Source organism: uncultured Rhodospira sp. (genome assembly GCF_937138205.1).
Taxonomy (GTDB): Bacteria; Pseudomonadota; Alphaproteobacteria; order Rhodospirillales; family Rhodospirillaceae; genus Rhodospira.
In genome coordinates this window covers 1-23,405 of the sequence record NZ_CAKZOT010000065.1, presented here as the reverse complement: position 1 = coordinate 23,405, position 23,405 = coordinate 1, and the positions used below count along the sequence as shown (strand labels likewise).

General features: G+C 68.8%; 20 protein-coding genes and 1 pseudogene. 10 read left to right on the top strand and 11 right to left on the bottom strand.

Annotated elements, in window-relative coordinates; genetic code table 11:
- Window positions 1–524 (bottom strand): annotated as a pseudogene (locus tag Q0309_RS09120) (hypothetical protein); the annotation flags it as partial.
- Between the two features lie 297 nt (window positions 525–821).
- Between Q0309_RS09120 and dnaK the strand changes: the two are divergent.
- The 5 genes from dnaK (at window position 822) to Q0309_RS09095 (ending at window position 8,367) form a co-directional block, all read left to right on the top strand.
- On the top strand, window positions 822–2,756 hold the full coding sequence (dnaK, locus tag Q0309_RS09115) for a molecular chaperone DnaK (protein WP_299439778.1): 1,935 nt from the start codon (window positions 822–824) through the stop codon (window positions 2,754–2,756).
- A 136-nt stretch (window positions 2,757–2,892) separates the two neighbouring features.
- Entirely contained in the window at window positions 2,893–4,044 is a 1,152-nt protein-coding gene (gene dnaJ, locus Q0309_RS09110; protein WP_299439776.1) for a molecular chaperone DnaJ, read from the top strand.
- Window positions 4,045–4,132: 88 nt separating this feature from the next.
- Window positions 4,133–4,279 (top strand): hypothetical protein, encoded by a 147-nt coding sequence (locus Q0309_RS09105; protein WP_299439774.1) that lies wholly within the window; start codon window positions 4,133–4,135, stop codon window positions 4,277–4,279.
- 776 nt (window positions 4,280–5,055) lie between these two features.
- Entirely contained in the window at window positions 5,056–5,661 is a 606-nt protein-coding gene (locus Q0309_RS09100) for an NnrU family protein (RefSeq protein WP_299439772.1), read from the top strand.
- A gap of 30 nt (window positions 5,662–5,691) precedes the next feature.
- Complete coding sequence (locus Q0309_RS09095) at window positions 5,692–8,367, top strand: DUF2339 domain-containing protein (RefSeq protein WP_299439770.1); 2,676 nt, start codon at window positions 5,692–5,694, stop codon at window positions 8,365–8,367.
- A 144-nt stretch (window positions 8,368–8,511) separates the two neighbouring features.
- On the opposite strand, the gene Q0309_RS09090 is transcribed toward Q0309_RS09095, so the two are convergent.
- The 6 genes from Q0309_RS09090 to Q0309_RS09065 form a co-directional block, all read right to left on the bottom strand.
- Window positions 8,512–8,742, bottom strand: a complete 231-nt coding sequence (locus Q0309_RS09090) for a hypothetical protein (protein ID WP_299439768.1) — start codon at window positions 8,740–8,742, stop codon at window positions 8,512–8,514.
- 118 nt (window positions 8,743–8,860) lie between these two features.
- Window positions 8,861–9,583, bottom strand: a complete 723-nt coding sequence (locus tag Q0309_RS09085) for an ABC transporter permease (protein ID WP_299439766.1) — start codon at window positions 9,581–9,583, stop codon at window positions 8,861–8,863.
- A complete protein-coding gene (locus Q0309_RS09080; protein ID WP_299439764.1) occupies window positions 9,580–10,278 on the bottom strand; it encodes an ABC transporter permease in 699 nt (232 codons plus the stop codon). Before Q0309_RS09080 ends, Q0309_RS09085 begins: the two co-directional genes overlap by 4 nt.
- Before the next feature lie 218 nt (window positions 10,279–10,496).
- Entirely contained in the window at window positions 10,497–11,258 is a 762-nt protein-coding gene (locus tag Q0309_RS09075) for an ABC transporter substrate-binding protein (RefSeq protein ID WP_299439762.1), read from the bottom strand.
- 43 nt (window positions 11,259–11,301) lie between these two features.
- A complete protein-coding gene (locus Q0309_RS09070) occupies window positions 11,302–12,042 on the bottom strand; it encodes an ATP-binding cassette domain-containing protein (RefSeq protein WP_299439784.1) in 741 nt (246 codons plus the stop codon).
- A 528-nt stretch (window positions 12,043–12,570) separates the two neighbouring features.
- A complete protein-coding gene (locus Q0309_RS09065) occupies window positions 12,571–12,927 on the bottom strand; it encodes an accessory factor UbiK family protein (protein WP_299439760.1) in 357 nt (118 codons plus the stop codon).
- A gap of 123 nt (window positions 12,928–13,050) precedes the next feature.
- Between Q0309_RS09065 and rfaD the strand changes: the two genes are divergently transcribed.
- Window positions 13,051–14,040 (top strand): ADP-glyceromanno-heptose 6-epimerase, encoded by a 990-nt coding sequence (rfaD, locus tag Q0309_RS09060; RefSeq protein ID WP_299439758.1) that lies wholly within the window; start codon window positions 13,051–13,053, stop codon window positions 14,038–14,040.
- A gap of 44 nt (window positions 14,041–14,084) precedes the next feature.
- Here the strand turns inward: rfaD and Q0309_RS09055 are convergent, their stop codons facing one another.
- The 3 genes from Q0309_RS09055 to Q0309_RS09045 form a co-directional block, all read right to left on the bottom strand.
- Window positions 14,085–15,305, bottom strand: a complete 1,221-nt coding sequence (locus tag Q0309_RS09055) for an HD-GYP domain-containing protein (protein WP_299439756.1) — start codon at window positions 15,303–15,305, stop codon at window positions 14,085–14,087.
- Window positions 15,306–15,547: 242 nt separating this feature from the next.
- The gene (locus Q0309_RS09050; protein ID WP_299439754.1) at window positions 15,548–16,252 is read right to left on the bottom strand and encodes an alpha/beta fold hydrolase; all 705 of its coding nucleotides are present in this window, start codon (window positions 16,250–16,252) and stop codon (window positions 15,548–15,550) included.
- Window positions 16,253–16,273: 21 nt separating this feature from the next.
- Entirely contained in the window at window positions 16,274–16,816 is a 543-nt protein-coding gene (locus Q0309_RS09045) for a hydrolase (RefSeq protein WP_299439752.1), read from the bottom strand.
- Window positions 16,817–16,962: 146 nt separating this feature from the next.
- Here Q0309_RS09045 and gltX point away from each other — a divergent pair, with 146 nt between their 5' ends.
- Window positions 16,963–18,330 carry a glutamate--tRNA ligase gene (gltX, locus tag Q0309_RS09040; protein WP_299439782.1) on the top strand — a complete coding sequence of 456 codons (1,368 nt, stop codon included), beginning with the start codon at window positions 16,963–16,965 and terminating at the stop codon, window positions 18,328–18,330.
- A 35-nt stretch (window positions 18,331–18,365) separates the two neighbouring features.
- Window positions 18,366–19,754 carry a cysteine--tRNA ligase gene (gene cysS / locus Q0309_RS09035; RefSeq protein ID WP_299439750.1) on the top strand — a complete coding sequence of 463 codons (1,389 nt, stop codon included), beginning with the start codon at window positions 18,366–18,368 and terminating at the stop codon, window positions 19,752–19,754.
- Window positions 19,755–19,889: 135 nt separating this feature from the next.
- On the opposite strand, the gene Q0309_RS09030 is transcribed toward cysS, so the two are convergent.
- The gene (locus Q0309_RS09030) at window positions 19,890–21,185 is read right to left on the bottom strand and encodes a cyclopropane-fatty-acyl-phospholipid synthase family protein (RefSeq protein WP_299439748.1); all 1,296 of its coding nucleotides are present in this window, start codon (window positions 21,183–21,185) and stop codon (window positions 19,890–19,892) included.
- 357 nt (window positions 21,186–21,542) lie between these two features.
- Between Q0309_RS09030 and Q0309_RS09025 the strand changes: the two genes are divergently transcribed.
- Together Q0309_RS09025 and Q0309_RS09020 are read left to right on the top strand one after the other, a co-directional pair.
- A complete protein-coding gene (locus Q0309_RS09025) occupies window positions 21,543–22,604 on the top strand; it encodes an SPFH domain-containing protein (RefSeq protein ID WP_299439746.1) in 1,062 nt (353 codons plus the stop codon).
- Window positions 22,605–22,642: 38 nt separating this feature from the next.
- A complete protein-coding gene (locus Q0309_RS09020; protein WP_299439744.1) occupies window positions 22,643–23,173 on the top strand; it encodes an NfeD family protein in 531 nt (176 codons plus the stop codon).
- Window positions 23,174–23,405 lie beyond the last annotated feature (232 nt).

The window sequence follows — 23,405 nt, the reverse complement described above, 5'->3', positions numbered from 1 at the left end:
GTCGGCGCCGTGCCGCTCATCTGGATCAGGATGCGGTTGTTGACCATCGTCTGCAATTCACCGTCGTTGGTGATCACCACCTTCTGGCCGTTGATGCGGCGCACCGTGCCCATCGACCCCATGACGGCGGTGTTGGTGAACATGCCGGCCATGGCCGTGACCATGGGATTGTCGGCCAGCATCTCGATATTGATCCGCTTGTCGCCCTGCGTGTAGGCGGCGCTGGCGGACAGCCCGCCGCCCATCATGGCCGCGCCCATGGCCTGCGTTTCGCCGTCCTCGCGCTCCCAGCCGGGCAGGGGATCGGGCAGGAATCCGGCCAGGCCCTCGGCCTTCAACTGCGACAACAGTTGCGACGCGAAATCCAGTTCCTCCTTGGCCAGGGCGATGTCGCCGGCCTGATAGGCCTCCAGCGCCGCCCGCAGGGAGTCCTCGATGTCGTCGGCGCGGGCGGTGCCCGGCTGAGCCAGGGACAGCGCCGATGCGACGGCGGCGATCGCCAGGGCGGAAGCGAAGCGTGGCATGGTGGGCGTCCTTCCTTGGTGGGGAGTGGAAGCGGCCCGCGCCGTCGCGCGTGCCGGTGAGGACCTGACTTCGGGAACAGTCCCCCGCCGGTCCCCCGCCGTCAAGCCGCTCGCTCGCGTCGATCGCCGGGCCGGGGGCCTCGGGTTTCTGTTGCGGCCCCGCCAAGCCGTTCTTATATAGCGCCCAATTCGCCAGCGCCCGCCGGGGCGGGCCGCTTGATCCCCTGGACCCCCCTCCGGGAATCGCCGCGGTGCCTGATGGGGCCGCCGCGCTTCGCCAATATGGAGACTGAACGTATGAGCAAGGTAATCGGTATCGACCTCGGGACCACCAACTCCTGCGTCGCGGTGATGGACGGCAAGGATGCCCGCGTCATCGAGAACGCCGAGGGCGCGCGCACGACGCCGTCGATGGTCGCGTTCTCCGACAGCGGCGAGCGTCTGGTCGGCCAGCCGGCCAAGCGCCAGGCGGTCACCAACCCCGAGAACACGCTGTTCGCCATCAAGCGCCTGATCGGCCGCCGCTACAGCGATCCCACGGTTGAGAAGGACAAGGGCCTCGTCCCCTACAAGATCGTCAAGGGCGACAACGGCGACGCCTGGGTCCAGGCCCAGGGCGAGGACTACGCCCCCAGCCAGGTGTCCGCGTTCATCCTGGGCAAGATGAAGGAAACGGCCGAGGCGCACCTGGGCGAGACCGTCACCCAGGCGGTGATCACCGTGCCGGCTTACTTCAACGACAGCCAGCGCCAGGCCACCAAGGACGCCGGCAAGATCGCCGGCCTGGAGGTGCTGCGCATCATCAACGAGCCGACGGCCGCCGCGTTGGCCTATGGTCTGGACAAGAAGCACTCCGGCACCATCGCCGTCTACGACCTGGGCGGCGGCACCTTCGACGTCTCCATCCTGGAGATCGGCGACGGCGTGTTCGAGGTGAAGTCCACCAACGGCGATACCTTCCTGGGCGGCGAGGACTTCGACGCCCGCGTCATCGAATACCTGGCCACCGAGTTCAAGAAGGAGCAGGGCATCGACCTGCGCCAGGACCGGCTCGCCCTGCAGCGCCTGAAGGAAGCCGCCGAGAAGGCCAAGATCGAGCTGTCCTCGTCCATGCAGACCGAGGTCAACCTGCCGTTCATCTCGGCCGACCAGAGCGGGCCGAAGCACCTGAACATCAAGCTGACCCGCGCCAAGCTGGAAGCGTTGGTCGACGACCTGGTGCAGCGCACGGTCGAGCCCTGCCGCAAGGCCCTGGCCGACGCCGGCCTGAAGTCCTCCGAGATCGACGAGGTGATCCTGGTCGGCGGCATGACGCGGATGCCCAAGGTGCAGCAGGTCGTGAAGGACTTCTTCGGCCGCGATCCGCACAAGGGCGTGAACCCCGATGAGGTGGTGGCCATCGGCGCCGCCATTCAGGGCGGCGTGCTGAAGGGCGACGTCAAGGATGTGCTGCTGCTGGACGTCACCCCGCTGTCGCTGGGCATCGAGACCCTGGGCGGCGTGTTCACGCGCCTGATCGACCGCAACACGACCATCCCGACCCGCAAGAGCCAGGTGTTCTCGACCGCCGAGGACAACCAGAACGCCGTGACCATCCGCGTCTTCCAGGGTGAGCGCGAAATGGCCGCCGACAACAAGCTGCTCGGCCAGTTCGACCTGGTGGGCATTCCGCCGGCGCCGCGCGGCGTGCCGCAGGTCGAGGTCACCTTCGACATCGACCCCAACGGCATCGTCAACGTCTCGGCCAAGGACAAGGCGACCGGCAAGGAACAGACCATCCGTATCCAGGCGTCCGGCGGCCTGTCCGACGAGGATATCGAGCGCATGGTGCGCGAGGCCGAACAGAACGCCGAGGCCGACAAGAAGCGCCGCGAACTGGTCGACGCGCACAACCAGGCGGACGGCCTGATCCACACCACCGAGAAGACCCTGGCCGAGAGCGGCGAGTCCATCCCGGCCGAGGACAAGGCCAAGATCGAAAGCGACATCGCCGCCCTGCGCGAGGCCATGAACGGCGAGGACCTGGACGACATCAAGGCCAAGACCGAGGCCCTGGCCCAGTCGTCCATGAAGCTCGGCGAGGCCATGTACAAGGCCCAGCAGGACGCCGCGAACGCCGCCGGGACGGGTGCCGCCGGTGGTGGTGACGCCGGGGTCGACACCAGCAAGGCGGACGACGGCGTCGTCGATGCCGACTTCGAGGAAGTGGACGACAGCAAGAAGAACCAGTAGGCCCGGCCTGCTCCGGCGAACCGGGCCGTCATCGGGACAGCGCATGTCCGGTGGCGGCCCGTTCGCGTGATTGAGGGAGACGACGCCGGCTCATGGCCGGACAACGCAGCCATCATCGCCGGAAGGGCCAGACGGAATGAGTAAGCGGGACTACTACGACGTTCTCGGCGTCGGCAAGTCGGCCAGCGCCGACGAGATGAAGAAGGCCTATCGCAAACTGGCCATGAAATACCATCCGGACCGCAACCCGGATGACAAGACCGCCGAGCAGAAGTTCAAGGAGCTGAACGAGGCCTACGAGGTCCTCAAGGACGACCAGAAGCGCGCCGCGTATGACCGCTTCGGCCATGCCGCGTTCGAGGGCGGTGGCCCCGGCGGGGGCGGCGGTTTCCACGGCTTCGGCGGCGCCGGCGGCTTTTCCGACATTTTCGAGGAAATGTTCGGCGAGTTCATGGGCGGCGGCCGGCGCGGCGGCGGCGCTGGCGGCCGGTCGAGCACGCGTGGCGCCGACCTGCGCTACAACATGGAGGTGACGCTGGAGGAGGCCTTCAGCGGCAAGAAGTCCAGCGTGCACGTGCCCACCTCCGTCACCTGCGAGACCTGCGACGGCAGCGGCGCCAAGCCCGGCACGCAGCCGAAGACCTGCGGCACCTGCGGTGGAGCGGGTCGGGTGCGTGCCCAGCAGGGCTTTTTCACCATCGAGCGCACCTGTCCCACCTGTAACGGGCAGGGCAAGGTGATCAGCGACCCGTGCACCGCCTGCGGTGGCGCCGGGCGCGTGCGCCGGGACAAGACCCTGGAGGTCACCATTCCGGCCGGCGTCGAGGACGGCACGCGCATCCGCCTCGCCGGCGAGGGCGAGGCCGGGCTGCGCGGCGGCCCGCCCGGCGATCTGTACATCTTCCTGTCGGTGGCGCCGCACCGCCTGTTCCAGCGCGAGGGCGCCAACATCCAGTGCCGCGTGCCGATCCCCATGACCACGGCGGCGCTGGGCGGCGCGATCGAGGTGCCGTCCATCGACGGCAGCCGCGCCAAGGTGACCATCCCCGCCGGCACCCAGACCGGCACCCAGTTCCGCCTGCGCGGCAAGGGCATGAGCGTGCTGCGGTCCTCCGCGCGCGGCGACATGTTCATCCAGGCCGTCGTGGAGACGCCGGTGAACATGACCAAGCGGCAAAAGGAGCTGCTGGAAGAGTTCGCCAAGGCCGAGGGCGATGATTCCTCCAGCCCGGAAAGCCACGGCTTCTTCAAGAAGGTCAAGGAGTTCTTCGAGGATTTGACGGACTGATCCGGCCGGACGGACTTGACTCTCAGGGGGGTGACCAATGCGGCGCGCGTCACAATCGGTGAAGGTGACCGTTCGACATGGGGACGGCGTGCCCCAAAACGTCAAGGATCAGGCGGAGCAGATGGGCGGCACCGCCTGCGGCCTGTGTGCCGACACGTGGCTGTTCGAGACGCGAGAGGATGCCGTGCGCTTCTCCGTCTTCGCGCGGGACGCGGGGTGCTCGCTCGAATACTGATACGCAATCCGTTTGATCCGTTCCGGTTCGGAGGGTGCCGCCTGTCTTCTCCCCCTATCCTAGTCACACTTCTTTCCCCACCAAGCTGGGGTTGACGGCCCCGGCGGAAAGTGATCCGTCATTGCGAACCCTCGTCCCAAGACCTATCCGATTCACACATTTTTTCTTCAGATCGTCATTGCGAGGAGCGTAGCGACGAAGCAATCCAGGGCGAATTTTCGTGGCCTCCGCTCTTGATTTCTTCACCCCCGTCTTGCGACGAGGGTTCGCAATGACGAGTCACGTCGTCGCGCGAGCGAAGAGCAGCCGCTTCGGCGGAAAGAAGTGTTAACATGAAAGGTCGCGAGACGAGGGTGAAGTTATCCAGAGCCTGAAACTCCGCTCTGGAGTGCCCCAGTTTTGGTTTCTGGGCTTCGCCGCTCGCAGTTTGGGGTCTTGTGCGGGCCTCTGGCCCCGGGTTCCATCTCGGCGTTGGGATTCCCCTTCACCCGATTGCCCTGGGTTGCCCACGCGACATGCAATTCTGTAGTGTCCAAATATAGCAAACGCATCTTTTTCAAGCGGCCTTCCCGACATGCGGCGTTGTCTTCCTGGCAGCCTGTCAGGTGAGACGAACGCTGCGGCCAAACGCAAATTTCGGATGTGGTCTCGGTGCCGACGCGGACGAGAAAGGCGGGGTGTCAGGGGGGATTGCGGTTGAGCCCGCCGGGCCGCTCGCCCTACACTCGGTCGGTTCGCAAAAGCCGCATTCACCCGAGGGGCACTGGATTGGGTCCATGGAAAAACTGCTGCCGATCGGCGCGCTCGTCTTCTTTCTCACCCACATGATCCCGTTGCAGCCGATCAACCGCCGCCGCCTGGTCGGTTGGCTCGGCCAACGGGGATACAAGACTGCCATCAGCGTTTTCGCGGTCATCGGCCTGGGCCTGATGATCGCCGGCTTCACCCTGACGCCGCGCATGGACGCCATCCAGATGCCGGCATGGGGGGTCTATCTGCCGGCGATCGTGATGCCGCTCGCGTTCATCCTGGTGCTGGCGGCCTACCTGCCCACCAACATCCGCCGCTATACGTGGCATCCGATGCTTATCGGCGTGATGCTGTGGGCCATCTCGCACGTGCTGGCGAGCCCGTATTCGGCCTCGGCGTTGTTCTTCGGCTGCTTCGGGCTGTACGGCATGTTCGGCCTGATGCTGTCGATCCTGCGCGGCAAGCCGGAAACCCTGCCACCGCCGCAGCCGATCAGGAAGGACCTGATCGTGGTCGGCCTGGGGCTGGCGGCCTATGTCCTGATGATCGCCAGCCACCATATGCTGTTCGGGGTCAGCGCCCTGCCGTGGATCTTCGGCGGGTCGGCGGCGGAGGTTGCGCCGCCGGGGTAATCGCGCCGCGGCACAGGGGGGCCGGCGGAGATGTTCGATGGGCTCGGGATCGTCTTTCTGCTGGGTCTGGTGCTGCTGCTCGGGCCGCCCGTCCTGGCCATCTTGGCGTTCGTCCGCACCGACACCCTGAGGCGCGAGATGCGCGCCCTGCGCGCGCGTCTGGAGACCATCGAGGCGGGCGACCGCGCAGACGCCGCACCGGAAGCCGCGCCGCCAGCATCGGAAACGGCACCTTCGGAGGCTGAGCCCGCGCCGGAACCGGCTGAAGCCGCACCGGTGGAATCCGCCGAACCTGCCTCCACTGCCCCCGAACCGCCTGCCACGCCACCCCCAGCACCCGCCGGCGGAGACACGCGCCGTTTGGAACGCGGGTTGACCGACCGCTGGCTGATCTGGATCGGCGGTGTCGCGCTGGCCCTGGGTGGGGCCTTCCTCGTCAAGTACTCGATCGACCAGGGTTGGATCACGCCGGTCCTGCGCTGTGCCCTGGGCGGCTTGCTGGGCGTGGGTCTGCTGGTCCTGGCCGAGCGCGCGCGCCGCCGCGCCGCGCCGGACGACGCCGGGCGGGCAGGGCGCCGCGCCGCCGCCGCTTTGGCGGCCGCCGGCCTGTCCAGCCTGTTCGCCAGCCTGTACGCCGCGCACGCCCTGTACGGCCTGATCGGGCCGGCGGTGGCCTTCCCGGCCCTTGGCGCGGTGTCGCTGACCGGAGTCCTGCTGGCGCTGTGGCACGGCCCGTTCGTCGCCGGCCTCGGTCTCGTCGGCGGGTACGCCGTGCCGCTGCTGGTGGAGTCGGATGGCCCGGCCCCGCTGGCCCTGTTCGGCTACCTGCTGGCGCTGACCCTGGCTGCGGCGCTGCTGCCGCGCTGGCGACCGTGGCCGTGGTTGGGCGGACTGGCGCTGGCCGGAAACGGGGTCTGGGTGCTGGTCTATATGATCGCGGCGTTCCGGCCCGGCGACGAGGGTGTACTGGCCGTGTTCCTGCTGGCGGTGACGGCCGTTGTCTCCGCCGCCCGCGTGGGCGTGCCCATCCCGGCGTTGCCGAGCCTGTCGATTCCCCTGACCGACCGGGTCACGCGCGGCCTGACCGAGGCGGCGTGGAGTCTTGGGGCCGCGTTGCTCGCCCTCCTGACCCTGGACAGCGAACAGGCGCCGGCCACGCTGGCGGCGCTGATGGTCTTGACCGCCGGCGGGCTGGGGCTGGGATGGCGCGACGGGCGCTTGGTCATGCCCCGTCTGGCGCCGGTGCTGGCGGGCTTGCTGGTCCTGGCCGGCTGGGACCTGGTGGTCACGCCGGCCGACCGCCCCGGCGCGCTGGTCAACCCACCGCTGCCGGACAGCGCCCGGGCCTTCCTGGCCTTTGCCTTGGCCCAGGGCGTCCTGGTGGCGCTGGGCGGGTGGTGGGTGTCACGGCGGACGCAACGGGCGATGGGCTGGGCCGGGCTGGCCACGGCGACGCCGCTGCTGATCCTGGCCGTGACCTATTGGCGCCTGGGCGGGATCGGCATTGATCTGGGCTGGGCCGGGCTGGCGCTGGCCCTGGGCGCGCTGGCCCTGCTGGCGGCGTGGCGGGCGGCGCCGGATCGCCCGGGCGCGCTCGGCGCCCACGCCGTCGGCGTGCTGGCGGCGGTGGCCCTGGCCGCCACCTTCGTCCTCGAGCAGGCGTGGCTGACGGTGGCGCTGGCCCTGACTTTGCCGGCCACGGCGTGGGTCGAGGCCCGCCTTGGCGCGACGCACGTTCCCGGCCTGCGCGGTGCCGCGCTGGTGATGGCCGGGGTGGTGCTGGCCCGCCTGCTGCTCAATCCGTATGTGCTGGACTATCCCCTGGGCGAGACCGCCGTCGCCAACTGGCTGCTGTACGGCTATGGCCTGCCGGCGCTGGCCTTCGCCCTGGCCGCGCGCTGGTTCCTGCAAAGGCGCGACGGCCTGCTGGTGCAGGTTCTGGAGGCCGGGGCGCTGGCGTTTTCGGTGCTGCTGGTGTCGCTGGAGGTGCGCCACCTGATGGCGGGGCCGGACCTGATGGGCGCGCCGCTCGCGTTGGCCGAGATCGCGGTGCAGATCAACGTCTGGCTTGGCGCCGCAGTCGTTCTGCGGCTGTGGCGGCGCGGGGACGGGCGCGCCGACCGGCGCGTGCTCCGCTGGGGCGAGATGCTGCTGGGCCTTGTGGGAAGCCTGACCCTGCTCGTGGGGCCGGTGTTGTGGGCCAATCCGCTGTGGACCGGCGTGCCGGTCGGCCCGGCCCTGGTATGGAATCTGGTGCTGCCCTTGTACGGCACGCCAGCGGGCCTGCTGGGCCTGTGGGCGTGGTGGGCGCCGCCGGGATCGCGCGTGCGGCGCTGGGCGGCGCCAGCGGCGTCGGCCTTGCTGGCGGTGTGGCTGGGATTGTCCGTGCGTCAGGCCTTCACCGGCCCGGTGCTGGACGGCCCACTGACCGGCGAGGCGGAGCTGTACGCCTACTCGGTGCTGGGGTTGCTGTTCGGGCTGGGCGTGCTGGTGATCGGCGCCCGCCTGGGCCAGGACGTGACCCGGCGGGCCGGGCTGGCGATCCTGCTGGCGGTGACGCTGAAGGCGTTCCTGATCGACATGGCCGGGCTGACCGGGCTGTGGCGGGCGCTGTCGTTCCTCGGCCTGGGCGGTGCCCTGATCGGCATCGGCGCCCTGACCCGGGCGCTGGAGCGGCGGCGGTCGGCCCCGGCACCGGGGGATTAAGGCCCTTTGGGACCGGCTTCGCGGTCCAGGTGGTCGCGCAGGACCCCCGTAGGGTGCGTCCGCGCTGAAGGCGCGACGCACCGACCGGCCATGCCGTGGTGCGTTGCCCGCCGCGCCCCCAAGGGCGCGGCGGTCGAACGCACCCTACGACTGTTGAGTGCCGGTCTTGCAGGCCTGCTCCGCGCACAGCGCCAGGTAATCGTCGACGGCCTCCTCGAACGCCTGTCGCAGGCTGGCGGCGTCGGTGCCCTCATAGGTCACGAGGTCGCGGATCGACTCCAGCCGGCCGTGAAACACGCCGTCCTCGGCGCTGTAGCCGACCGAGCCGACATAACCCTTGTAGGCGAGGCCATCGTGATCCAGCACGGCGGTCATATCAGGCCCTCCTCGGTCAAGACGCGCGCCACGGCGTCGATGACATACTGTGGCGCCGAAGGGCAGATACGGCTCTCGCAAGCGGCCCAATCCGCCGTTCGTGGCGCCGTCGCGGCGGCTAACCCGTCGGTTCCACCCCCACCGCTCCCCCCGGCCGCGCCCGCATGTGGGCGCTGACCCGGTGTTCGATGAAGCGGAGCGCGCGCACCAGGACGAACGTGATGATCATATAGATCAGCCCGGCCATCAGGAACGTTTCCAGCGGCATGTAGTTGCGGGCGATGACCGTGCGCGCCATGCCGGTCAGGTCCAGCAGGGTGATGGTGCTGGCCAGGGCGCTGCCCTTGAGCATCAGGATCAGTTCGTTGCCGTAGGCGGGCAGGCCGATGCGCGCCGCGCGCGGCAGCACGATGCGCAGCGTGGTGGTCGCGCGGCTCATGCCCAGGGCGCGGGCGGCCTCGACCTCGCCGTGCGGCACGGCCTGGATGGCGCCGCGCAGGATCTCGGCGATGTAGGCGCCTGTGTGGAGGGCGAAGGTGATGATGGCGCACCAGTACGGATCGCTCAGCACCGGCCACAGGATCGGGCTTTCGCGCACGAATTCGAACTGCGACAGGCCGTAATAGACCAGGAACAGCTGCACCAGCAGCGGCGTGCCGCGAAAGAAGAAGATGTAGGCGAACGGCAGCGCCTTGACCGCGATGCTGCGCGAGGCGCGGGCGATGCCCAGCGGAATCGCCAGCAGCAGCCCGAAAAAGCCGGAGATGAACAGCAACTGGAGCGTCAGCCAGGCGCCCTCCAGCAGCTTCGGCAGGGCGGCGATCATCACGTCGACGTTCATGATGCCTTCACCCCCGGCATTCCCCGGTTGGCGCGCCGCTCCAGCCACGCCAGCGCGGCCATCGACACGATGGTCAGCCCCAGATAGAGGACGGCGGCGGCCAGGTAGAAGGTGAACGGCTCCTTCGTGGCGCCGACCGCGAACTGCGCCTTGCGCATGATCTCCTCAAGGCCGATGACCGAGACCAACGCCGTGTCCTTCATCAGCACCAGGAACAGGTTGCCCAGGCCGGGCAGGGCGATGCGCCAGCCCTGCGGCAGCACGATGCGGAAGAAGATGGCCACTCGCCCCATGCCCAGCGCCCGCGCGGCCTCGCTCTGGCCCGGCGGGACGGCCTGGAACGCGCCCCGGAACACCTCCGACGCATAGCCGCCGAAGGTCAGGGCCAGGGCCACCGAGCCGGCGACGAAGGGACTGAGTTCGATATAGTCCGTGTAGCCGAACGGCCGCAGCATGGCCATCAGCGCCACGGAGGCACCGAAGTAGATCAACAGCACGACCAGCAGCTCAGGAATGCCGCGAATGATGGTGGTGTAGGCGTGCGCGATCCAGCGGATCGGGGCCAGCGGCGCCGACATGGCGGCCGCTCCCGCCAGCCCCAGCACCAGGCCGATGCCCAGCGCCGACAGCGCCAGGCGCACCGTCATCCAGAGTCCCAGCAAAAGCTGGTCGGCGAAACCATGCAGGTCGGGCACGGGTGGGGGGATCCTCAGCGTCTGACGCGATCCGTCGTCATGGACTCAGGCTGTAGGGTGCGTCCGCGCCCCGGCCCGTGGCGCTTGGATCACGGGCCAATCTCCTGGCTCAGGCCGTTTCCCGAGGGAAATGGCCGGGGCGCGACGCACCGGCAACCATCGCGGTGGTGCGCCGCCGAGCGCTTCGCGCTCGTTCAGGCGCACCCTACGCCTGTGGATCAATAAATGCTGAACGGGAAGTACTTGGCGTTGATCTCGGCGTAGGTGCCATCCTCGACGATGGCGTCGATGGCGGCGTTGAAGTCCGCGACCAGATCCTCGTTGCCTTTGCGCACGGCGATGGCGATCAGGTCGTTCTCGAACACCGGCTCGCCCTTGAACTCGAAGTCGGCGCCGGCGTCGGACTCCAGCCACTCGTAGTTCACCAGCATGTCGGCGATGATGGCGTCGATGCGGCCGGCGGCCAGATCAAGGTAGGCGTTTTCCTGGGTGTCGTAGAGCTTCAGTTCGGCGTCCGGCATGTTCTCCTCGACCCACTGGGCGGAGATGGTGGCGCGCTGCGCGCCCACGGTCTTGTCGGCCATGCCCTCGGCCGAGATGTCCAGATCGACGTCCTTCGGCGCGATGAACTGCAGCTTGTTGGTCCAGTACTTGTTGGTGAAGTCGACGGCCTGCTTGCGCTCCTCGGTCACCGACATGGAGGCGACAATGGCGTCGTACTTGCCGGCCAGCAGGCCCGGGATGATGCCGTCCCAGTCCTGAATGACGAAGGTGCACTCGCGCTCCATCTCCTCGCACAGCGCCTTGGCGACGTCGATGTCGAAGCCGTGCAGGTTGCCGTCCTCGTCGACCATGTTGAACGGAGGATAGGCGCCCTCGGTGCCGATGCGCAGCGGGTCTTCCGCCTGAGCGGCGCCGGTGGAGACGACCGTCATGGTGGCGACGGCAAGGGCGAGGGCGGTGGTACGCAGTCCGATCATGGGGGGCCTCATGTGATGGTGGTGTGAAGGGAGGGGGCCGGCCTCAATGCAGATGCCGGGACAGGAACTTGCGCAGGCGCTCGGAGGCGGGGTTGGAGAACAGGTCGCGCGGCGCGCCGTCCTCCTCCACCCGGCCGTCGTGCAGGAACAGGGCGCGCGTGGACACATCGCGGGCGAAGCCGATCTCATGGGTGACGATCAGCATGGTGCGCCCCTCCTCGGCCAGCGCCTCGATGACCGCCAGCACCTCGCCGACCAGTTCGGGGTCGAGCGCCGAGGTGGGTTCGTCGAACAGGATGACGTCGGGGTCCATGGCCAGGGCGCGGGCGATGGCCACGCGCTGCTGCTGGCCGCCGGACAGGTGGGCGGGATAGTAGTCGCGCCGCTCGGCCAAGCCGACCTTTTCGAGCAGGGCCTCGGCCTTTTCGATGGCCTCGGCGCGGCCCAGGCCGCGCACGCGCCGGGGAGCCTCGATAAGGTTATTCAGAACGGTCATGTGCGGCCACAGATTGAATTGCTGGAACACCATGCCGAGCCGCGTGCGCAGCCGCACAAGCTGGCCGTGGCTGGCCGGGCGCAACATGCCGGCGGCGTCGCGGCGGGTGCGGATTTCCTCGCCGTGGACGTGGATGCGCCCGGCCGAGGGCGTTTCCAGGAAGTTCAGGCAGCGCAGGAAGGTGCTTTTCCCGGATCCGCTGGAGCCGAGGATGGCCACGACATCGCCGGTGCGCGCCTCCAGCGAGATGCCGCGAAGCACCTCGATGTCGCCGAAACGCTTGTGCATGTCCTCGACCGCCAGGACGGTCTCGGGCGCGGTGGTGTCGGATGGCAAGGCGGCGGCCCCCCGGCCGGACGGAATCGAACGGCGGAGCGGTTCATTCCGCCCCGTCACGGTCGAGTCATAGCCCTGTCACGGCCGTTCTGGCAATATCGGAGGCAAGGGGCGGCGTCCGTGCCTACACTTTGACCGCGTGGTCGGCGAAGCCTTCCAGCGCGGCGGCCATCTGGGCGTTTGGACGGGTTCACAATGACGGCCCGTGCCAACGGTCCTCGAAATTGGCCGTTGACGTCCGTGGCCGGCCCGTTCCCCCACCTGGCCATCCCAAGCAGAACGTCGTGGGTGGCAGGGAGGGGGAGCGGGCTGGTTCCACACGGCGGATAAGCCTTACTCATCCGCCGCCGCTATCACAGGTCCGCCTGGGCCGCGATCCCCGGCTCGGTGGGGGCTTGCGTCCCCCGTCGGCTCGCGCGAACACTCGCGGACACACATGTCGATCAGATCGAGAGGCCGAGCGGCGGGACCGCTCCGGTGTCACCCCGCCGGCGCGTCCGGGTCCGCCCCCTCGCCCTTACCGGCACTCTTGGCACCGCCCGTCTTGCGCCGCGTGGTCTTGGAGCCGCCGTCGGTGGACGGCGACAGCTCCTCCACCCGTGCCTCCAACTCCTGCACGCGGGCGGCCAGCCCTTCGGCCTCCAGCCGCGCCTCGGCGGCCATCTCGCGGACCGCCTCGAAGTCCTCGCGGGTCACCAGATCGAGCTCGTGCGCGACGCGCTCGACGCGCTGGCGCACCATCTCCTCGATCTCGCCACGCACCCCGCCCAGCGCGCCCAGGGCGCCCCCGGCGAGCCGGCTCATGTCGTCCAGAATCCTGGGACCACCGTTGGTCATGGTCGCGTCTCCCCTGGTTCACAAAAATGAAGGGCTTCCCCCACCGGAAGCCCGCCTATGCCCAGAGTATGGGTAACGTTCGGCCCCTTGACAACCGTGGGCGCGAACGGGCTTTGTCCCGATATGTATATCGTCACCGGCGGCGCCGGCTTCATCGGATCGAACATCGTCGCGGGCCTGGAGGCGGCCGGCGTGGGACCGGTCGTCATTTGCGACCGCCTGCGCGACGGCGCCAAGTGGCGCAACATCGCCAAGCGCACGGTCAACGACATCGTTCGGCCCGAGGACCTGATGCCCTGGCTGGAACGGCACCGGGGCGTGGTCAAGGCCATCATTCACATGGGCGCCATCTCGGCCACGACCGAGACCGACGTGGATCTCATCCTGGCCACCAACTTCCGCCTGTCGGTCGCCTTGTGGGACTGGTGCGCGCAAACCCACACGCGGCTGATCTATGCCAGTTCGGCGGCCACCTACGGCGACGGCTCGGCTGGGTTCGACGACACGTTCTCGGCCGACGCGTTGGCGCGGCTGCGGCCGCTGAACCCCTACGGCTGGTCCAAGCACCTGTTCGACAGGCGAGTGCGGGAGGACCTCGACGGCGGCCATCACGCGCCGCCGCAGTGGGTGGGGCTGAAGTTCTTCAACGTGTACGGCCCCAATGAATACCACAAGGCGGGGCAGATGAGCGTGGTCGCCCAGGTGCATCCGGTGGCCCGGCGGGGCGAGGCCTTCCCGCTGTTCCGCTCGCACCGGCCGGACGTGCCCGACGGCGGCCAGTCGCGTGACTTCATCTGGGTCGACGATGTGGTCGACGTGGTGCTGTGGCTGCTGTCCAGGCCCACGGTCAGCGGGCTGTACAACCTGGGCACCGGGCAGGCGCGCAGCTTTCTCGATCTGGCCTCTGCGGTGTACCGGGCGTTGGGGCAGGAACCGGCGATCGCTTGGCGCGACACACCGGAGGCCATCCGCGACAAGTACCAGTACTTCACCCAGGCCGAGATGGGCCGCCAGCGCGCGGCCGGCTACGAGCGGCCGTTCACGCCGCTGGAACAGGGCGTGGAGCGCTACGTTCAGGATTTCCTGAACAACGAGGCCGATCCGTACCGGTGACCCGGCCGGCCGAAGAATGAACCCAGTTCATGCGTCGGCCGGTACTATACGTCGGCAAGATACGACGCGGTGTCCAGCAGCATCTCCCGGAACAGCCCCAGCAGATGCTGGTCCAGGTGATTGGGTCCCATGTCGCGCATGATGGCGAGCGCCTTGTCAGGGGGATGTGGCGGCTTGTAGATGCGCTCGTCCGTCAACGCGCCGAACACGTCGACAATCGCCGACATGCGCGCCAGTTCGTTCAACTCGGCAGCCTTCAGGCCGCGCGGGTAACCGGTGCCGTCCATTTTTTCGTGGTGTTGCGCCGCGATGGTCACGACACCCCGGGGGACATCTTCAATGCAATCGATGACCTCAAGGCCCCGGTCCACGTGGGTCTTCATGATGGTCCATTCATCATCCGTCAGCTTGCCCGGCTTGTTCAGGACCTGATGGGGAATGGCGACCTTGCCGAGGTCGTGGATCAGCCCGCCCGTGGACAGCGTCAAAAGGTCGTCGTCGCGCAAGCCGAGTTCATGGCCGAAGTGCGACAGGAAAACGGCGATTCGAAACGAATGAACGTATGTGTAGTTGTCGTGCCCCTTTACACCGGACAGGACGTCGGAGAGCTTGTTGTTGCAGACGGCCGTCACCAGTGGGCCGCAGCTGTCCTTGATGTGGTCGTATTGGACGGGTTCGCCGCTGAGGATCTGGTCCGGGAGCGCGCGAAACAGCTCGACGGTCTGGACCAGGGCGCGCCGTTCATTGTCCCCCAGGGTGGCCCACCGATCCTCGATCGGCTGGGAAATGCTTTTCGTGATCAGGTCGAACAGGGCGTGGTTTGAGACGGGCTTGACCAGGAACGGTATCTTCTCCCGGCGGCACGACTCGGCAAAAAAGGACGCGGGATCGCGTGTCATGCCGATGAAGCCGATGGCGCGATTCCCCAGGGTTGCCTTCAGATGCTGAATGGCCGCCAGGCCGCCGTCCGGCGGCGCGGATTCAGCGACCATGATCAGGGAGGGAAGGTCGGCCTTCGCGGCGGCCTTGGCCGTGACCGTGTCGGAAAACGTCTTGACGCGGTATTGGGCGCCCAGTGCCCTGGCCAGATCGGTTTGGTGTCGGGCCAATGGGTCGACCACGAAGATCGTTTTTAGGAGTGTCTGGGTATCATCCCCGGGCAGACCCCGACCGTTGCCGCCGCGCGCCCTATTGGCCTCGGGTCGGTCGCCACACACCTCTTGCTCGCGCACGAACCGCGCGAACGCCTGCCGAGTCGCCGCCATATCGGGGAATACCTGCTTCCGCGATCATACGATCGATTGCAACTGAATAATCGCGGAGCGTATAAATGGGGCGAAGGTCCGTCAAGCTTTCCGAGCGTATGCGAACGTCATCGCGCGTGTAGTAGATGGAACGCCGACTGCGGGCCATATCTCGTGCCGGAGCCGAAACAGCAGCCCCCACGCCGTCAGGCAATCCGGGACGATGCGTCGCGCTTGGCAGACTCGATCAAGGCGGGCTCTCTCTATGGCCGCAACCAGGCGCGCAGGGCCGTCGACACCGCCGCCGGCTGCTCCAGTGGCGACAGGTGGCCGCAGTCGGGGATCACCTCCAGGCTGGCGTTGGGCAGGCCGTCCCGCATTTCCTCGTGCATCTCGGGCGGCGTCAAGGCGTCGTCCGCGCCGCACAGCACCAGGGTCTGGCAGGTGATCGCGGCCAGGGACTCGCGCCGGTCGGGCCGGCCCATGATGGCCGTCTGCTGGCGGATGAAGCCCTCCGGCCCGACGCCGTCGGCCATGCCGAACACCGTCTGGGCGATGGCCTCGTCCTTCGCGTGCTCGGGTGTCACCAGCATCGGCAGCAGGGCGGGTGCGACCTCGGCGAAGCGCCCGTCGCGCGCCCAGCCGATCAATTCGCGCCGGCGTTCGCTTTGTTCGGGACGGTCGGCGCGGGCGTTGGTGTCCAGCAGCGCGAGGCGCTCCACCCGGTCCGGCGCCCGCAGCGCCACCGCCAACGCCACATAGCCCCCCATGGACAGCCCGGCCAGCGCGAAGCGCGGCGGCGCCTCGGCCAGCACGCGGTCGGCCAGGGCGTCGATCGACTCGTCGCGGGTGAGGTCGGCCACCTGGGGATCGGCGATGTCGCTCAACGCGTCCACCTGGGCGGCCCACAGCGCGGGGGTGTTCAGCAAGCCGGGCAGCAGGACCAGCGGCGTGCGGGGATCGGTCATCGATGGCCCTCCATTGCGGGGTTACTTCACCAGACTGCTGACGTCCCTGAAGCGCGGGTTGCTCTTGTCGCCCAACCACTCGAACAGCACCATCTCGGTGGTGACGATCGAACAGCCGGCATCGCGGGCGCGGTCCAGGGCGACGCGTTCGCTCTCCGGCCGCCGGGATCCGACCGCGTCAGCGACCATGAAGACCTCGAAGTCCACCGCGCGCAGGCCCAGCGCCGTCTGCAGGACGCAGACATGCGCCTCGGTGCCGCACAGAACGATCTGCGTGCGGCCGATGCCGGACAAGGCGTGCCGGAAGTGCCCTTCGCCCATGGCACCGAAGGCGGTCTTCTCGATGACCGAACCCTCGGGCAGCAACTCGCGCAGGTCGATCATGGTCGGGCCGAGGCCCTTCGGGTACTGCTCGGTGCACAGCACCGGCACGTCCAGCAGCGCGGCGCCCCGCAGCAGGCGGGCGCCGTTGTACAGCACCCGGCGCGGGTCATCCATGACCGGGCAGAGGCGTTCCTGCACGTCGACCACGACAAGGACGGATTGGGCGGCGCTCATGAGCATGGCGGTGACCTATTGGAGCGAAGGTGCGGATGCTTCCGCACCTAATGCATGGCCGCCGGGGGCGCAAGGCTGGCGTCCTGTGCCGCGCCATGCGACAACGCCCGCCATCCGTTGCCACCACCCGAGACCTCGCCATGTCCGCCGCCATGTCCACCGTCCGTGTCCGTTTCGCCCCCAGCCCCACCGGCCGTCTGCACGTCGGCAACGTGCGCACCGCCCTGGTCAACTGGCTGCTGGCCCGCCGGGCCGGCGGGGTCTTCGTGCTGCGCTTCGACGACACCGACACCGAGCGCTCGCGCCCCGAATACGTGGAGGCCATCCGCGAGGACCTGCGCTGGCTCGGCCTGACCTGGGACGAGGAGGCGTTCCAGTCCGCCCGCGCCGACCGCCACGCCGAGGTGGTCGAGCGCCTGAAGGCCGAGGGGCGGCTGTATGCCTGCTACGAGACCCCCGAGGAGCTGGAATACAAGCGCCGCCGCCAGCGAGCGCTGGGCCGGCCGCCGATCTACGACCGCGACGGGCTGACCCTGACCGACGAAGCGCGCGCCAAGCTGGAGGCCGAGGGCCGCCGCCCGCACTGGCGCCTGAAGCTGGAGCACGAGGACATCCGCTGGGACGATCTGGTGCGCGGCCCATGCCACTACGACGCCGCCCACCTGTCCGACCCGGTGCTGGTGCGCGAGGACGGCACGCTGCTCTATACCCTGCCCTCGGTGGTGGACGACATCGACATGGGCATCACGCATGTGGTGCGCGGTGAGGATCACGTGGTCAACACGGCGGTGCAGATCCAGGTGTGCCGGCTGCTGGGCGGCGAGCCCCCGGCCCACGCCCATCTGTCGCTGCTGACCGACGCCGGCGGCGGCGGCCTGTCCAAGCGGCTGGGCAGCCTGTCGGTGGCCGACCTGCGGGACGACGGTTTGGAGCCGATGGCCATCAACGCCTTGCTGGCGCGCCTGGGCACGTCGGACGACATCCAGCCCGTGGCCGACATGGCGGCGCTGGCCGACGGCTTTGACCTGACGCACTTCGGCCGGGCGGCGCCCAAGTTCGATCCGGCCGACCTGTCGCGCCTGAACGCCCGGCTGCTGCACGACATGCCCTACGAGGCCGCGCGGGACCGCCTGAAGGCCCTTCGCGCGGACGGCGGCGCCGTGTTCTGGGAGGCCGTGCGCGGCAACCTGGAGCGCTTCGCCGACGTATCCGAATGGCACGCGGTGGCCTTCGGCGACGTGGTGCCGCGCGCCCGCGCCGAGGACGCGGGCTTCCTGCGCGCGGCCCTGGAGGCGCTGCCGGAGGAGCCGTGGGACGCCCAGACCTGGGGCGCCTGGACCGGCGCGCTGAAGGCCGCCACCGGGCGCAAGGGCAAGGGGCTGTTCATGCCGCTACGCTTGGCGCTGACCGGGCTCGACCACGGGCCGGAGCTGGCGGCGCTGCTGCCGCTGATCGGGCGGGCGCGGGCGGCCGACCGGCTGAGCCGCGCCGCTGTTGCCGCCGAGGCGGCGGCACGATAAGACCATCCCCACGTTGCCAGACCAGCGAGCCCGCCATGCCGCCGACCCTGCTCCTGCACGACACCATGACCCGGGGCAAGACCCCGTTCGAGCCCATCGATCCGGCGCATGTGCGGATGTACGTCTGCGGCCCGACGGTCTACGACCGCGCCCACATCGGCAACGCCCGGCCGGTTCTGGTGTTCGACGTTCTGTTCCGGCTGTTGCAGCGGCTCTACCCGCGCGTGAGTTACGTGCGCAACATCACCGACGTCGACGACAAGATCAACGCGCGCGCGAAGGAGAGTGGCCGTTCCATCGGCGAGATCACGGCCGAGACCACGCGCCAGTTCCACGAGGACATGGGGGCGCTGAACGCCCTGCCGCCCACGGTGGAGCCGCGCGCCACCGAGCACATCGCGCAGATGATCGCCATGATCGACGCGCTGGTGGCGGCCGGTCACGCCTATGTCGCCGACGGCCACGTGCTGTTCGCCGTCTCCAGCATGGCGGATTACGGCCGGCTGTCGGGCCGTTCGCGCGACGAGATGATCGCCGGCGCCCGCGTCGAGGTGGCGCCCTACAAGCGCGACCCGGCCGATTTCGTGCTGTGGAAGCCGTCGAGCGACGACCTGCCGGGCTGGGACAGCCCCTGGGGACGCGGCCGCCCCGGCTGGCATATCGAATGCTCGGCCATGAGCGCCCAGCACCTGGGATCCAGCTTCGACATCCACGGCGGCGGCCAGGATCTCATCTTCCCGCATCATGAGAACGAAATCGCGCAAAGCACCTGCGCGCACGGCCCCGGCTCCTTCGCCCGCTACTGGATGCACAACGGCTATCTGATGGTCGAGGGCGAGAAGATGTCCAAGTCCCTGGGCAACTTCTTCACCGTGCGCGAGCTGCTGGACCAGGCGCCGGGCGAGGCCATCCGCCTGTGTATGCTGTCGACGCACTACCACCAGCCGCTGGACTGGACGGCCGAGGGCCTGAAGGGCGCCCGAGCGGCGCTGGACCGGCTGTACACCGCCCTGCGCGGCGCGGCGGACCTCGCGCGGGCCGACGACGCGGCGCCCCCGGCCGCGCTGGTCGAGGCCTTGTGCGACGACCTCAACACGCCGCGCGCCATCGCCGTGCTGCACGAGACCGCGTCGGCCCTGAACAAGTCCGCCGATCCGACCGAACGGGCGCGGCTGAAGGGCGAACTGCTGGCCGGCGGCGCGCTGCTGGGGGTGCTGGCGCAGGACCCGGAGGCGTGGTTCCAGGGCGCGCCCGGCGCCGGGGACGGCCCGACGGCGGAGGAGATCGAAACCCTGATCGCCGAGCGCAAGGCCGCCCGAAAGGCCAAGGACTTCGCCCGCGCCGACGCCATCCGCGACGACCTGGCGGCACAGGGGATTGTGCTGGAGGACGGCCCCCAGGGCACGACCTGGAAGCGGGGGTGACCGGCCCGCTGGCGCGCGAAAGGCGGCCTTGCCGGCGCGGGCGCGGCCTGCTGACGCGGGAGAGCCCGAGGCTCGCTTCGCTCGCGCGGGATCTCCAACGAGGCGGTGCCACCCTGACGGCGACGACCGTTCGCGCTACCCCGCCTTGCGCACGGCGGGCTGCTCCTCCCGCGCCGCCGCGTCCCGCGCCGCCTGTTCGGCCCGCAAGCGGTCGGTGGCGATGTAGTCGCGGGTAAACGGCACTGTGCCCAGGGTCTTCGCCAGTTGCGCCTGGAACACGACCTGGCGCTCGAACCGAAACACCACCTCGCAGCCGGTCAGGTAGAATTCCCACATCCGATAGAAACGCTCGTCGTACAGGGCGTTGACCACATGCTCCCGGTGCGCCGCGAACCGCTCGCGCCACGCCCGCAGGGTTTCGGCGTAGTGCACGCGCAGCACCTCCAGGTCCGTCAGGACCAGGTCGGATTGCTCTACGGCGCCGACCATCTCCGACAGCGCCGGCGTGTAGCCGCCCGGGAAAATGTACTTGCGAATAAAGGCATTCGTGCCGCCGGGCCGCTCGGCGCGGCCGATGGTATGCAGCAGGAACACGCCGTCGGGCTTCAGAAGCTCGCGCGCCTTGTTGAAGTACTCGGCGTAGTGGTTGACGCCCACGTGCTCGAACATGCCGACCGAGACGATGCGGTCGAACGGCTCCTTCGCCTGGCGATAGTCCTCCTGCCGGAACTGGACCAAGTCGTCCAGGCCGGCCTCGGCGGCGCGCTTCCGGGCGACGCGCAGCTGTTCGGTCGACAGGGTGATGCCAGTGACGCGCACCCCGTGCTCGCGCGCCAGGTGCAGCGCCAACCCACCCCAGCCGCAGCCGATGTCCAGCACCGACTGGCCCTCGCGCAGCAGCAGCTTGGCGGCGATATGGCGCTTCTTGGCCAGTTGGGCCGCCTCCAGGTCTTCGACGCCCGGCGGCCAGTAGGCGCAGGAATATTGCTGATCGGCGTCCAGGAACAGGCGGTACAGCTCGCCCGACAGGTCATAGTGGTGGGCGACGTTCTTCTCGGCGCGCGGCACCGGGTTGTACTGGAACAGCCAGCGCAGGCCCCGGTTCACGGCCCAGTGCAGCCGGAAGAACGGTGACTGCCGGCTATAGCGGTTCAGATTGTGGACCATCATGCCCAGCACGTCGTACAGGCTGCCCTCCTCAACGAGCAGCGTGCCGTCCATGTAGCACTCACCGATGGTCATTTCCGGCCCGGCCAGGAACTTGCGCAGGAACTTCGGGTCGGTGATGCGGATCGTCGCCGGGCCCGGCACCGGCCCGGTGCCCATGTCGGGGATTGGGCCTTCACCAAAGGTGCTGCGCCGCCCGGCGTGGTCGATGATGGTCAGGGACCCGTCCCGCAGGGTCCGTTTCAGAATCGGGTTGAGAATCATGGCCAGCCTCGTCCGCTTGCGGCCGGCCAGTCCCACGACGAATCCCGTTGCGCGCGCCACCCGTCCCGCGCTCCGCCCCACCGGGCCGTCGCACGAACTGGTCGGTCCTCCCCTCCTCGCCCACCCCGGATGACTCCCCCCGAGCCGGTTTGTGGGCTTTGACCCTATGACAATAGTTAGTTTCGGCGCCGACATCAACGCGGTGCCCGGAAACGCGCGGCCATCCGCGCCCGAACGGTGGACGCCGACGGGCGGGACGCGGCTGTCGGGCGGCCGGAGTCGCCCGGGTTCGGCTGGAGCACCGCCAAGGGCGGTGCTACAGTACCGCCGGGCGGCGTCGCAGGGAGAGAGCCGAGCATGATGGAGACGTCCATTCTGGTGATCACGCTGGTCGTCCTGGCCCTCGTGTTCATCGTCCTGAGCGTGAAGATCGTACCGCAAGGGTGGGAATACACGGTCGAGCGCTTCGGCCAGTACGTCAGGACCCTGGGACCCGGTCTGCACCTGATCACGCCGTTCGTCGAGGTGGTCGGCCAGAAGCTGAACATGATGGAGCAGGTGCTCGACGTCCCCGAGCAGGAGGTCATCACGCGCGACAACGCCATGGTGACCGTGGACGGCGTGGTCTTCTACCAGATCCTGGATGCGCCCAAGGCGGCCTACGAGGTGCGCCAACTTGAAATCGCCATCCTCAACCTGACCATGACCAACCTGCGCACGGTCATGGGCAGCATGGACCTCGACGAGCTATTGTCGCAGCGCGACAAGATCAATGCTCAACTGCTGACCGTCGTGGATCTGGCGACCAATCCGTGGGGCGTGAAGGTCACGCGCATCGAGATCAAGGACATCTCGCCACCGCGCGACCTGGTGGAATCGATGGGCCGGCAGATGAAGGCCGAGCGCGACAAGCGCGCCTCGATCCTGGTGGCCGAGGGCCAGAAGCAGGCGACCATTTTGGAGGCCGAGGGGCGGCGCGAGGCGGCGTGGCGTGACGCCGAGGCACGCGAGCGGCTGGCCGAGGCCGAAGCGCGCGCCACCACCCTGGTCAGCGAGGCCATCGGCGCCGGCGGCATGGGGGCGGTCAACTATTTCGTCGCCCAGAAGTACGTCGAGGCGTTGCAGAGCCTGGCCGTGGCGCCGAACCAGAAGGTGCTGATGCTGCCCATGGAGACGACGGGCGTGCTGGGCTCGCTGGCCGGCATCGCCGAGATCGCCAAGGAGGCGTTGCGCCCGGATCCGTCCGGCGGGAACGGGGGCGGCGGCGATGACGGCGGCGGGACCCGCCGCCCGACGGCGCCCACGGCGGCACCGTCGCCGCCCGGCACCGGGGCCGCGACGGCGTCGGTCCTGCCCACCTCCATGATGCCGTCGGTGCCGACCGTGCCGGATGGGCCATGGGCGCCGCCAACGTCGTGACGAGACCGGCGGCGCCGGCCCTGACAGGGAGTGGAGAAATGGACATCGCCTGGCCGACCGCGTTGGTCTTCTGGCACTGGTGGATCCTGGCGGGGATCCTGCTGGTGCTGGAACTGCTGGCGCCGGGGATCTTTTTCCTGTGGGTCGGTCTGGCGGCCGGCGTGACAGGACTGGTCCTGTTCGTCGCGCCGAACCTGGCCTGGGAAGGACAGGCCCTGCTGTTCGCCCTGCTGGCGCTGGCGTCGACCTATGCCGGCCGGCGCATCTGGCGCCCCGGCGCCGTGCCGACCGACCACCCGATGCTGAACCGGCGGGCGCACCGCCATGTGGGCCGCGTTGTTGTCCTTACCACGCCATTGCAAGACGCCGGGACGGGCCGCGTGCGGGTCGACGACAGCGAGTGGACGGCGGTGGGCGAGACGGATGGCCTGTCGGCGCCCGCCGGGACCTCGATGCGGGTGGTGGCGCTGCGCGACGGGATGCTGGTGATCGCGCCCACGCAGGACACGACGGACGCACCCGGCCCGGCCTCCGCCGATCCCGCGACGGGGACCACGGTGTCCGGGTGAACACGCCAGACCCCACCCCAACCCTCCCCATTTTATGGGGCTATCCGATTCACACATCTTTACTTCCTCTTGTCGTTGCGAGGAGCGTCGCGACGAAGCAATCCAGGGCGGATACTTGCGTTTTCTGCTCTGGATTGCTTCACCCTCGTCTAGCGACGAGGGTTCGCAATGACGAGGCATGGTCCTGTTCGCAGCCGTCGTAGGGTGCGTCTGGAGGCGGCGACGCCGCCGA